At 57.5% G+C, this 12,170-nt stretch carries 13 protein-coding genes; 10 read left to right on the top strand and 3 right to left on the bottom strand.

Features of this window, described 5'->3' with window-relative positions; genetic code table 11:
* Positions 1–39 precede the first annotated feature (39 nt).
* From WCL58_RS24150 to maa, 4 genes are all read left to right on the top strand, one after another.
* A complete protein-coding gene (locus tag WCL58_RS24150) occupies positions 40–1,233 on the top strand; it encodes an amino acid aminotransferase (RefSeq protein WP_100397046.1) in 1,194 nt (397 codons plus the stop codon).
* Positions 1,234–1,359: 126 nt separating this feature from the next.
* A complete protein-coding gene (locus WCL58_RS24145; RefSeq protein ID WP_004936779.1) occupies positions 1,360–1,776 on the top strand; it encodes a secondary thiamine-phosphate synthase enzyme YjbQ in 417 nt (138 codons plus the stop codon).
* 4 nt (positions 1,777–1,780) lie between these two features.
* Complete coding sequence (locus WCL58_RS24140; protein ID WP_038874311.1) at positions 1,781–2,134, top strand: MmcQ/YjbR family DNA-binding protein; 354 nt, start codon at positions 1,781–1,783, stop codon at positions 2,132–2,134.
* A gap of 151 nt (positions 2,135–2,285) precedes the next feature.
* A complete protein-coding gene (gene maa / locus WCL58_RS24135; protein ID WP_336851702.1) occupies positions 2,286–2,843 on the top strand; it encodes a maltose O-acetyltransferase in 558 nt (185 codons plus the stop codon).
* 30 nt (positions 2,844–2,873) lie between these two features.
* Here the strand turns inward: maa and WCL58_RS24130 are convergent, their stop codons facing one another.
* Entirely contained in the window at positions 2,874–3,926 is a 1,053-nt protein-coding gene (locus tag WCL58_RS24130) for an NAD(P)-dependent alcohol dehydrogenase (protein WP_180547863.1), read from the bottom strand.
* Positions 3,927–4,151: 225 nt separating this feature from the next.
* Positions 4,152–6,980 carry an excinuclease ABC subunit UvrA gene (gene uvrA / locus WCL58_RS24125; protein ID WP_038874306.1) on the bottom strand — a complete coding sequence of 943 codons (2,829 nt, stop codon included), beginning with the start codon at positions 6,978–6,980 and terminating at the stop codon, positions 4,152–4,154.
* 277 nt (positions 6,981–7,257) lie between these two features.
* Here uvrA and ssb1 point away from each other — a divergent pair, with 277 nt between their 5' ends.
* Positions 7,258–7,788, top strand: coding sequence for a single-stranded DNA-binding protein SSB1 (ssb1, locus tag WCL58_RS24120; RefSeq protein WP_004936793.1), 531 nt, complete (start codon positions 7,258–7,260; stop codon positions 7,786–7,788).
* Positions 7,789–7,849: 61 nt separating this feature from the next.
* Here the strand turns inward: ssb1 and WCL58_RS24115 are convergent, their stop codons facing one another.
* Complete coding sequence (locus WCL58_RS24115; protein WP_336851701.1) at positions 7,850–8,764, bottom strand: LysR family transcriptional regulator; 915 nt, start codon at positions 8,762–8,764, stop codon at positions 7,850–7,852.
* 244 nt (positions 8,765–9,008) lie between these two features.
* On the opposite strand from WCL58_RS24115, the gene WCL58_RS24110 reads away from it, so the two are divergent.
* The 5 genes from WCL58_RS24110 to WCL58_RS24090 are packed head-to-tail and all read left to right on the top strand — an operon-like array spanning position 9,009 to position 12,166.
* A complete protein-coding gene (locus WCL58_RS24110; protein ID WP_180547860.1) occupies positions 9,009–9,623 on the top strand; it encodes a hypothetical protein in 615 nt (204 codons plus the stop codon).
* 15 nt (positions 9,624–9,638) lie between these two features.
* Positions 9,639–10,433 carry an AfsA-related hotdog domain-containing protein gene (locus tag WCL58_RS24105; protein ID WP_180547859.1) on the top strand — a complete coding sequence of 265 codons (795 nt, stop codon included), beginning with the start codon at positions 9,639–9,641 and terminating at the stop codon, positions 10,431–10,433.
* Positions 10,426–11,259 carry a hypothetical protein gene (locus tag WCL58_RS24100; RefSeq protein ID WP_336851700.1) on the top strand — a complete coding sequence of 278 codons (834 nt, stop codon included), beginning with the start codon at positions 10,426–10,428 and terminating at the stop codon, positions 11,257–11,259. The genes WCL58_RS24105 and WCL58_RS24100 overlap by 8 nt, the downstream gene beginning before the upstream one ends.
* A gap of 8 nt (positions 11,260–11,267) precedes the next feature.
* Positions 11,268–11,498 (top strand): tautomerase family protein, encoded by a 231-nt coding sequence (locus tag WCL58_RS24095; protein WP_180547857.1) that lies wholly within the window; start codon positions 11,268–11,270, stop codon positions 11,496–11,498.
* Positions 11,495–12,166 carry an HAD family hydrolase gene (locus WCL58_RS24090; protein WP_336851699.1) on the top strand — a complete coding sequence of 224 codons (672 nt, stop codon included), beginning with the start codon at positions 11,495–11,497 and terminating at the stop codon, positions 12,164–12,166. Before WCL58_RS24095 ends, WCL58_RS24090 begins: the two co-directional genes overlap by 4 nt.
* Positions 12,167–12,170: the final 4 nt, after the last annotated feature.

Here is a 12,170-nt window from a genome sequence, read left to right as displayed (position 1 = left end):
GTGCCCAAACCACAATAAATAAACCAGGAGAAAAACCCCGTGTTCCAGAACGTTGACGCCTATGCCGGCGATCCCATTCTGTCGCTGATGGAAAAATTCAAACAAGACCCGCGCGCGCACAAGGTGAACCTGAGTATCGGCCTGTACTACGATGCGCAGGGCATCATTCCGCAGATGCGGGCGGTCGCCGCGGCGGAGGCGCAGTTGAACAGCGTCGAGCACGGCGCCTCGGTATACCTGCCGATGGAAGGGCTGCAACCCTACCGTTCCGCCATCCAGCATCTGCTGTTCGGCGCGCAGCACCCGATGCTGCAGCAGGGGCGCATCGCCACCATTCAGACCGTCGGCGGTTCCGGCGCGTTGAAAGTGGGCGCCGATTTCCTGAAAAGCTACTTCCCGGATTCGCAGGTGTGGGTCAGCGATCCGACCTGGGAAAACCACGTCGCCATCTTCAGCGGCGCCGGTTTCAAGGTGAATACCTACCCGTATTTCGACAGCGAAAGCCTGGGCGTGAAGTTCGACGCCATGCTCGCCGCGCTGAAACAGCTGCCGAAGCACAGCATCGCGCTGCTGCACCCGTGCTGCCACAACCCGACCGGTTCCGACCTGACTCCTGCCCAGTGGGATGAGGTGGTCAAGGTGATCGCCGAGCGTGAAATCATTCCGTTCCTCGACATCGCCTACCAGGGCTTCGGCGGCGGCATGGAGCAGGACGCCTACGCCATTCGCGCCATCGCGGCGGCCGGCCTGCCGTGCCTGGTGAGCAACTCGTTCTCGAAGATCTTCTCGCTGTACGGCGAGCGCGTCGGCGGCCTGTCGGTGGTGTGCGAAAGCGAAGAGGCGGCCGGGCGCGTGCTGGGCCAGCTGAAGGCCACCGTGCGCCGCAACTACTCGAGCCCGCCGAATTTCGGCGCGCAGCTGGTGGCCAAGGTGCTGAACGACACCCAGTTAAAAACCCAATGGCTGGACGAAGTGGAGAGCATGCGCACCCGCATTCTCGAGATGCGTCACGCGCTGGTGGACACCCTGAAGAGCGCGCTGCCGCAGCGCAACTTCGATTACCTGCTGGCGCAGCGCGGCATGTTCAGCTATACCGGCTTCAGCGCGGCGCAGGTCGATCGCCTGCGTGAAGAGTTCGGCGTCTACCTGATCCACAGCGGCCGCATGTGCGTGGCTGGCCTGAACCACAACAACGTGCGTCAGGTGGCCGAGGCGTTTGCCGCGGTGCAGTAACGTCTGTTAGCCTGAACGGACGTTCATCGGGGAGCGATAGCGATATCGCTCCTTTTTTATTTCCGGCGCGCCGCCGAAGTTGCCGCAAACCGGAGAGAGAATATACTGATTGAGGGGCGCTCACTCATGTGGCATCAGCAAACGCTAATCCTCAGCGCAAAAGCGCGTGGCTTTCATCTGGTTACCGACGAGATCGTCAACCAGTTAACCCACTTACACCGCCTTCAAACCGGCCTGCTGCATCTGTTGCTGCAGCATACCTCGGCCTCGCTGACGCTCAACGAGAACTGCGATCCCACGGTGCGAGCCGATATGGAGCAGCATTTCCTGCGTCAGGTGCCGGAAAACGCACCCTATCAGCATGACTACGAAGGGCCGGACGACATGCCGGCGCACATCAAATCCTCGCTGCTGGGCGCGTCCTTGACGCTGCCCGTCAGGCACGGGCGGCTGATGTTGGGCACATGGCAGGGCATCTGGCTGGGGGAGCACCGCATCCACGGCGGAGCACGCCGTATTGTGGCCACATTACAGGGGGAGTAACCCAATGAATAACAGCGCATTGCTGGAGTACTGCATGGCGAAGCCGGGCGCGGAGCAAAGCGACCAAAACCAGTGGCAGGCCAGTCAGATCAAGGTAGGCGACGTGATGTTCGCCATGGTGTGCGAGGTCGAAGGGCGGCCGGCGCTGGCGGTCAAGTCCAGCCCGGAGCTGGCGGAAAGCCTGCGTGAACACCATCCTGAGATCGTCGCCTGCGCCGGCCTGAACAAGGCGCACTGGAACACGGTGTTTCTCGACGGCAACCTGCCGAACTCGCAGTTTTACACGCTGATCGACAGCTCCTATCAGCTGGTGGTGGAAGGCCTGCCCGAACACGTGCGCCAGGAACTGCGCGCCTGATTGCCGGGCGGCGGCGCCGCCCGTTTTTCTCCTGTTTTTTCGTGTCAAAGCGTGATCGTGATTTTAAATTGGGAACGTTCCCTTTTTGTCATCAGGCAAAAGCGGCTACGCTTGGGCATTCAAGAAACGCGGATAACATAAGGAGGCCGACATGGCCATCAGCGAAGAAAAGCGCAAGATGATCGCCGGGGAGCTGTACGACGCCGGCGATGACCTGCTGCGCAGCGAGCGTCGGCGCGCGCGCCAGCTGACGCATCGCTATAACCACTCCTCGCCGGAAGAGGGCGAGCTGCGCAAACAGTGGCTGGGTGAGCTGCTGGGCGGCTATCAGGGCGGCACCATCGAGCCGACCTTCCGCTGCGACTACGGCTATAATATTTATCTCGGCAAGAACTTCTACGCCAATTTCGACTGCGTGATCCTCGACGTGTGCGAGGTGCATATCGGCGACAACTGCCTGCTGGCGCCGGGCGTGCATATTTACACCGCGACCCATCCGCTGGACGCTGAGACCCGCGTCGGCGGCGCGGAGTTCGGTAAGCCGGTCAGGATTGGCGATAACGTGTGGATCGGCGGGCGCGCGGTGATCAATCCGGGCGTGACCATCGGCGACAATGCGGTCGTGGCCTCCGGCGCGGTGGTGACCAAAGACGTGCCCGCCAACTGCGTGGTGGGCGGCAACCCGGCCAGGGTCATCAAGCACCTATAAAAAAACGGGCGCCGCGGGCGCCCATTTTCATCAGGCTCGTAGCGAGTCGATATCCACCACGAAGCGGTACTTCACGTCGCTTTTCAGCATACGTTCATACGCTTCATTAATCTGCTGCATCGGGATCAGCTCGATATCTGAGGTGATGCCGTGTTGGCCGCAGAAGTCCAGCATCTCTTGCGTTTCCGCGATGCCGCCGATCAGTGAGCCGGCGATGCGGCGGCGTTTCATAATCAGGTTGAACACCTGCGGCGACGGGTGATCGTGCTCCGGCGCGCCGACCAGCGTCAGGGTGCCGTCGCGGCGCAGCAGGGTGAGGAACGGATTCAGATCGTGCTGGGCCGCCACCGTGTTGAGGATGAAGTCGAAGCTGTTGACGTGCTGCGCCATCTCTTCCGGGTTGCGGGAAATCACCACCTCATGGGCGCCGAGCCGTTTGGCGTCTTCGATTTTCGACGGCGAGGTGGTGAACAGCACCACGTACGCGCCCATCGCCCGCGCCAGTTTAACCCCCATATGCCCCAGCCCGCCAAGGCCGACGATGCCGACCTTTTTGCCCGGCCCCGTGCCCCATTGGCGCAGCGGCGAGTAGGTGGTGATGCCGGCGCACAGCAGCGGCGCTACGCCGGCCGGATCGAGGTTTTCCGGCACTCGCAGCACGAAGTCCTGATCCACCACCAGATCGGTGGAGTAGCCGCCGTAGGTCACGGCACCGGTCTGGCGATCCTGGCCGTTATAGGTGCCGGTAAAGCCGTTCTCGCAATACTGCTCCAGTCCCTCATCGCAGCTCGGGCAGCTGCGGCAGGAATCCACCATACAGCCGACGCCGACCAGATCGCCGATCCGGTAACGCGAGACATGGCCGCCGACGGCGCTGACACGGCCGACGATTTCGTGGCCCGGCACCACCGGATACATCGTATTGCTCCATTCGTTGCGCGCCTGGTGCAGGTCCGAGTGGCAGACGCCGCAGAACAGCACCTGAATTTGCACGTCGTGGTCACGCAGGGTGCGCGGCTGGTAATCGAAAGGCACCAGCGCAGACTTCGCGTCATGCGCGGCATAGGCATGGGTAATGTTCATAGTCGCTCCAGTTATCAATGTCGGGGGGACAACGCTTGGCCGGCAGCGGAGTGCCGGTGGGATGCGGCCTGAATCAGACAGGGGGCCGCCGAGGGAACATTGATGATAAAAGCGGGCGGCGTGGAGGGAAATGCCTGAAAATGTCGAAATCTTGCCTGTTTCTGCTCGATTGACGCGCAGCGGATCAGCGTGCGGGCCGCCTGATGACGGCCCGCGGAGTGCACATTACTTGTTCAGCAGCGGTTTCAGGAAGCGCGCGGTGTGCGATTTTTCACACTCGGCCACGGTTTCCGGCGTGCCGGCCACCAGGATCTCGCCGCCGCCGCTGCCGCCTTCCGGCCCCAGATCGACGATCCAGTCGGCGGTCTTGATCACGTCCAGGTTATGCTCGATGACTACGATGGTATTGCCCTGATCGCGCAGCTGATGCAGCACCGCCAACAGCTGCTGGATATCGGCGAAGTGCAGACCGGTGGTCGGTTCGTCGAGGATATATAGCGTCTGGCCGGTGCCGCGTTTCGACAGCTCGCGCGCCAGCTTGACGCGCTGCGCCTCACCGCCGGAGAGCGTGGTGGCCGACTGGCCGAGACGGATGTACGACAGGCCGACATCCATCAGGGTCTGCAGCTTGCGCGCCAGCGCCGGCACCGCGTCGAAGAACTCACGCGCTTCTTCGATGGTCATCTCCAGCACTTCGTGGATGCTCTTGCCCTTGTACTTCACTTCCAGCGTTTCGCGGTTATAGCGCTTGCCCTTGCACTGGTCGCACGGCACGTAGATGTCCGGCAGGAAGTGCATCTCGACCTTGATCACCCCGTCGCCCTGGCAGGCTTCACAGCGCCCGCCCTTGACGTTGAAGCTGAAACGGCCCGGCGTATAACCACGGCTGCGCGATTCCGGCACGCCGGCGAACAGCTCGCGGACCGGGGTAAAAATGCCGGTGTAGGTGGCAGGGTTGGAGCGCGGCGTGCGGCCGATCGGACTCTGATCGATGTCGATCACCTTGTCGAAATGTTCCAGGCCGGTCACTTCGCGGAACGGCGCCGGTTCGGCGATGGTGGCGCCGTTGAGCTGGCGCTGAGCGATCGGGAACAGCGTATCGTTGATCAGCGTCGATTTGCCGGAGCCGGAAACGCCGGTGATGCAGGTAAACAGCCCGACCGGCAGCGTCAGCGTCACGTCCTTCAGGTTGTTGCCGCGCGCGCCGCTCAGCTTCAGCACCTTGGTCGGATCGGCCTGCACGCGCTGCGCCGGAATGGCGATTTCGCGCTTGCCGCTGAGGAACTGGCCGGTCAGCGAGTCCGGCTGCGCCATAATGTCGTCGACGGTGCCTTCCGCCACCACCTGGCCGCCGTGCACGCCGGCGCCGGGGCCGATGTCGATCACGTGGTCGGCGGCGCGGATGGCGTCTTCGTCATGCTCCACCACGATCACCGTGTTGCCGAGGTTGCGCAGGTGGATCAGCGTTTCCAGCAGGCGCTCGTTGTCGCGTTGGTGCAGGCCGATCGACGGCTCATCCAGCACGTACATCACGCCCACCAGGCCGGCGCCGATCTGGCTGGCCAAACGGATACGCTGCGCTTCGCCGCCGGAGAGCGTCTCCGCCGAGCGGGACAGTGACAGGTAGTTCAGGCCGACGTTCACCAGGAATTTCAGGCGATCGCCGATCTCTTTCAGCACTTTTTCGGCGATCTTGGCGCGTTGGCCGCTGAGCTTCATGTTCTGGAAGAAGGTCATCGCATGGCCGATGCTCAAATCGGAGATCTCCGGCAGCGTGGTGTCTTCGACGAACACGTTGCGCGCTTCTTCGCGCAGGCGGGTGCCGTGGCACGAAGCGCAAGGGCGGTTGCTGATGAACTTCGCCAGCTCTTCGCGCACCGCGCTGGATTCGGTCTCTTTGTAGCGTCGCTCCATGTTGTGCAGCACGCCTTCGAACGGATGGCGGCGCACGGTGGTGTCACCGCGATCGTTGATGTATTTGAATTCGATCGACTCTTTGCCGGAACCGCTCAGCACCGCCTTCTGCACGTTGGCGCTCAGGGTGTTGAACGGCGCCTCTACGTCGAACTCATAATGCTCCGCCAGCGAGCGCAGCATCTGGAAGTAATAGAAGTTACGGCGATCCCAGCCGCGGATCGCGCCGCCGGCCAGCGACAGCTCGGGGTTTTGCACCACGCGATCCGGATCGAAGAACTGCTGCACGCCCAGGCCGTCGCAGGTCGGGCAGGCGCCGGCCGGGTTGTTGAAGGAAAACAGGCGCGGTTCCAGCTCGCGCATGCTGTAGCCGCAGATCGGGCAGGCGAAGTTGGCGGAAAACAGCAGCTCGTCCGCTTTCTCGTCGTCCATGTCCGCCACCACCGCAGTGCCACCGGACAATTCCAGCGCGGTTTCGAACGATTCGGCCAGGCGCTGCGCCATGTCGTCGCGCACCTTGAAGCGATCGACCACCACTTCGATGGTGTGTTTCTTCTGCAGCTCCAGCTTCGGCGGATCGGACAGATCGCACACTTCGCCGTCGATGCGCGCGCGGATGTAGCCCTGGGCGGCCAGGTTTTCCAGCGTTTTGGTGTGCTCGCCCTTGCGGTCTTTCACCACCGGCGCCAGCAGCATCAGGCGTTTGCCTTCCGGCTGGCTCAGCACGTTATCGACCATCTGGCTGACGGTTTGCGCCGCCAGCGGCACATGGTGATCCGGGCAGCGCGGTTCGCCGACGCGGGCGAACAGCAGGCGCAGGTAGTCGTGGATCTCGGTGATGGTGCCGACCGTGGATCGCGGGTTATGCGAGGTGGATTTCTGCTCGATGGAGATCGCCGGCGACAGGCCTTCGATATGATCGACGTCCGGCTTTTCCATCAGCGACAGGAACTGGCGCGCATAGGCGGAGAGCGATTCGACGTAGCGGCGCTGCCCTTCGGCATACAGCGTATCGAAAGCCAGCGATGACTTGCCGGAACCGGACAGGCCGGTGACGACGATCAGTTTGTCACGCGGGATGATCAGGTTGATGTTTTTCAGATTATGGGTTCGAGCACCACGAACTTCGATATTGTCCATTTACACTTCCCGTCTTGATGATACACCGCGCCTGTCGCGATTTTTGCGGGGGATTTTGTGATGGATCTCGCAAAAAACCGGCACAGCCTGGTCGAAACGCATAATTATGACACAAAAAAACCTGAATGAATATCCAGTATGCGAATGCAACAAGGTCGATCGAAAAGACAATTCTGGAATGCAATTCGCACTTATCAACACGGGTGTGGTTTCGCACTCAGCGTGGTAAACTGACGCGTTTATACTGTGTAGAAATCAATCATCGGGAGAAGTGCTCATGGCCAGCAGAGGCGTAAACAAAGTAATTCTGGTCGGGAATCTGGGTCAGGATCCAGAAGTCCGTTACATGCCGAACGGCGGCGCAGTGGCCAACATTACCCTGGCGACCTCCGAAAGCTGGCGTGACAAGGCGACCGGCGAACAGAAAGAGAAGACCGAGTGGCACCGCGTCGTGCTGTTCGGCAAACTGGCCGAAGTGGCGGGCGAATACCTGCGTAAAGGCTCTCAGGTCTACATCGAAGGCTCCCTGCAGACCCGTAAATGGCAGGATCAGAGCGGCCAGGATCGCTACACCACCGAGATCGTGGTTAACGTCGGCGGCACCATGCAGATGCTGGGCGGCCGTCAGGGCGGCGGCGCACCGGCCGGTCAATCTGCCGGCGGCCAGGGCGGTTGGGGCCAGCCTCAGCAGCCACAGGGCGGCAACCAGTTCAGCGGCGGCCAGCAGCAGTCTCGCCCAGCGCAGAACAGCGCTCCGGCGACCAGCAACGAACCGCCAATGGATTTCGACGACGATATCCCGTTCTGATATCCGGCCGTTTACAGCCAACAAAAAAGCCCCTTCACGGGGCTTTTTTGTTTTTGCAGCATCAGAGTTCTGGCGATGAGGCCAACAATTGTCGGGCTGCATTCAATACGTTGACCCGCTTTTCGTTTTTTTGCATCACCAGATAGACGTCGATGTTCAATCTTTCATTCATTTGTGCATCCAGATGGCGATAGCACAAGCCCGCCCGGGTGGAGACGCACATCGATTGCGGCATTAGCGCCATGCCTTTTCCCCGGGCGATGCTGGCCAGCATGATCAGCGAATCGTCGGGTTCCGCTTTGCGCTTCAGTACAAAAGGCAGTGATTGAAGGACATTTTCGCACTTGTCATAAAAACCCGGGTTTGCGCTGCGGGAGAACCAGTAGAGCGGCAGATCGACAACGTCGCGCAGCGATACGGTATCTTGAATACTGGCGGGATGCGACGAAGGCAGCGCCAACATGAGCGGTTCTCGATACAACCAACGAAATTCAAAGGCATCTTCGCCGTTAGGCGCTTTCTCGCCGACGAGTGCAATATCCAGATTCCCCCGAGCCAAGATCTGCAGCAATTGCTTTGACGTCAGTTGGTGAGCGGAGATCTCATCGGCATCGATGAGCTTTTCCAAATGGGCATTGATGGTGGGAATCAGACTGAAGTCCAGCGTACGCGTGACGCCGATTTTCACCGTGTCACTCTCGACATTGAGCCGTTGAACCAAATGAGAAAGCTGGTTAATGAGTTGCTTAGCCTGTTCTTCCAGTTTGATCCCCGCCTCAGTTAAATGTACCTGATGGGTATCGCGAGTAAACAGCGGGCAGCCAATCACGTCCTCAAGGCACTGGATTTGCCGGGTCAACGGCGGTTGCGTCATCCGCATTCTTTCGGCTGCCCGGCGAAAATTCAGCTCGTGCGCGACGGCGAGAAAGCACTGCAACTGCTTAATTGTGGGTAGTTTTTCATTGAAAATCGTCAATTACGGGCTCCGACGTCATTCGGCCTGTCGCTGGCTGGCGAAAGGTGGGCGATAGCAAATAAAATCCAGAATCAACACGTCGGGTACAGCGGTATTCTATTTTTTGTATCAGGTTACCTGAATGGTTGTTATATTTCCATAACATTATTGATACAAAAGTTATATTACAAAACTAACAATTCTCTAATGTTATGGACTTGTTATTGTGACGCCTCTGAACACACACACCTACAGAGGTTTATTTATGTCGGCAAAATACGTACTCATTACCCGCTTCCCACTGAAAGACAATATTGATAAGTCACAATTCAAATCACTGGCGAATAGCAATACGGGAAAATACTTTGTTTCGGATGAGCAAAATATTAACGAATTGCTCGAATTACGCGCATTTGCCTCCGTCGAGGAAATTGCTGCTCAGGAAAGTGAGTTGGAGTCTGCATTCCATTCGTTCTCTGCAGTCCTGGCCGGTGATGTTCGTCGTGAGCTGGTTAAGTTCGTTGAAGCACCTATTGATTCCGCTGACGATATTCCAGCCACCGAATATGTTCAACTGCGTCATGTGGAGGTTCCGGCAGAAAATTACAGCCAATATCGTCACTGGCGTGAAGAAACTATTTTCAACGTCGTTCGTGACAATAAAGATAAAATCACCAGCTTCGGCGCCTATCACTCACTGATCAGCGGCCAACCCGGCGTCATGTTTATCTCGGCTTTCAATGGAAATAAAGAGGCCTACAAAGAAGCCTTCACCAACGCCCGTTATCAGACCATTATTCAGCAAGCCGGTGACAGCTATATTACTGGCGGTAACGATGGTCTTTATACCCGTATTTATCGTTCAGTTTCTTGTTGTTGATAACTTGAGGTTGTAATGAAAAATCAAGCAATGTCGAAGAAAATCGTGGTCGTCGGTGATAAATTTAGCGAGTTCTCTAACGGTAAAGACGTTGTAACCATTAGCCAGTTAGAGCTTATCACCCAAATCCCTGCTCATATTATAGATACTAACAGCCAATTTATCGTTGGCCAGGGCGTGCGCGATGATTATGCCGGGAAAGTGCTGGAAAACCAGCATCGCAACAGAAGTCATGACAATAAATTAGATCTGACCGAGTTGGAGAAGCTGACGGCGACAGCAAGAAACGCCTATTCGCATAAAAAAATAAATCACAACACACTGATCGGCGCCGCAGAGAAAGTTAAGGATAATTTGTTTGCGCTGCCTTTACTGATTGATGAACGCTGTGAACTTATGGCCGACCACCAGACGGGGCAACATATTCAGGGAATGATTTTGGTTGAGGCGTGTCGCCAAACCTTTATTGCTGTCACTGAAGAATTCTACCTGCCTGACAGTGCCGGAAAATCCTACTATGTCATCAATGATATGAACATCAAGTTTGAAAACTTCCTGTTCCCGTTGCCGGCGATTGTCCACTATGAGCTGGTGGAGCAGAACGTGAATGAACGTCGTGCGCGCTTCAAAGCGGATATCCGCGTCTCTCAGCACACCACGCTGTGCGCAAGCATGTCGGTATCGTTCACTGTTTACCCGGCTTCGGTTATCGGTGAAAAAGAAGCGGCGTTGGCGACAGAGATGACGCATACCCTTTTGCAGCATGCCGGTCTCGGCGTCCCGAGTGAGAGCGGGGGCGTGCATGCTTGAGACTAACGGCCAGCGCTACTCCCTGGCCGTGACCACGCAGGGGCCGCTTTACCCCCCTGCGGAGGTTGTGGATGCCGAGGGAAACTTTGTGGTCATCGGGCAGATCCCGCGCCAAAACGGCATTGAGTGGGGGGGCGCAATAGTCGATAAAAACAGTCCACTGCCCGCTTTTGGCCAGGTTTTACCCTATACCGTCATCGATGAGCTGCAGACATTGACGGCCGAACAATTGGCGGATATCACCCTATACACGCTGCCGTTGCCGCTGCCGCTGAATAACTACCCGATGACGTTTGCACCGGATCAACGTCCGGAGGCCGCTAACGATCGCAGGCCAAGCGTGCCGCTGCATGAAGGCTATATCGCCGACATGCGAACCGCTGACGGCCCGCGCCGACTGCCGGCGATTACTTTGGCCGACTGGATGACGGCGCAAGGCGACCTCGTCGTTAGCCTCAGCGAAGATCGGCGCACAGCCCGTTTCGAGTTCCGCTTTCGTCATCTGGTACCGAACAGCGTTTATACCGTGATGAGCTTGCGAGAGCGTGATCTGTCACCACTTGCGCCAACCCGGCCGGGCCCATTGGGGATCCCCAACGTGTTCGTGACGGATGCGCAGGGCCACGCCGAATTTTGGGCCGAATTGCCCAACCCTTTCCCGGCCGCGAGCGAAAATAGCAACCGGGTGATTAATGTCGTGGTTTTATTTATGAGCTGTCGTCAGAGCTTTGGCGGCGCGATAGGCCTTTATGGACTGGGTGGCGATATTCATGCGCATTTGAAATTGCCTGCATTATCTTTTAGCGAATTTACCACTGTGGAATAAGGTTTTCTATGCCAGTTGTTCAAGTTACTACCTGGAAAATGAATGATGAGAATAAAGTAAAAAACCTCATCGAAGAAATTACGCACTCGGTCCATTTGCATTGTGGGGCACCGTTGGACAAGATTTCTGTCGTCATCAGTGAAATTTCGCCATCGCGTTGGGCGGATGCCGGTGTATTGGGTAACGATACCGATTTTCCGGTGAAAAGCCGTCGCAAGACTTATGAGGAGGAAGCGTGACGTCTGTCGCGGCATTTTTCGATGTGGATGAAACCCTGATAAAAATGAAGAGCATGTTCCATTTTTATCATTATTGGAGCAATGTGCGTGGCAATCAGAAAGCCTATGAGGAGTTTATTAAACGCTTTCAACAGGCGGTTGCAGAGGGCGTGCCGCGAGAAGTGCTCAATCGCATGTATTACCGACAGTTTTCCGGCATAGATATCGATGACGTTTATCAGGTCGCAGAGGACTGGTTCCATAAATACCTGCACGAGAAAGAGGCTTACATCGCTTCTGCTGTCGATCGCTTTCAGCGACACAAAATCAGTGGCCATCTCACCGTTTTTATTTCCGGTTCCATGTTGCCGTTATTAAAGCCATTGGGGCAGAGGCTTGGTGCTGATGCCATTCTTTGTACCCAGTTGCTGTTGGATGCGAAAGGGAAATTGACCGGGGAAATCGGCGAACCGCAAACCATTGGGCAGGGTAAGCAGCGGGCATTATTGTCATTTAGCCAAAGTCATCATATTGATTTGGCCAAAAGCTTCGCCTATGGCGACGACCTGTCCGATATTCCGATGCTAGCCGCGACGGGCAATCCGGTTTGCGTAGGTGAGCATTCAAACCTGGCGGAATATGCGCGCCGGAATAATTGGAACATGCTTGCAGAAAATGCCACCAATTAGTTGA

It is taken from the genome of Serratia sp. TMDUHS_CL, from assembly GCF_037137105.1.
In the GTDB taxonomy this organism is placed as follows: Bacteria; Pseudomonadota; Gammaproteobacteria; order Enterobacterales; family Enterobacteriaceae; genus Serratia; species Serratia nevei.
Note: the sequence above shows the minus strand (reverse complement) of the source record. Positions and strands in the feature narration are given on the sequence as shown.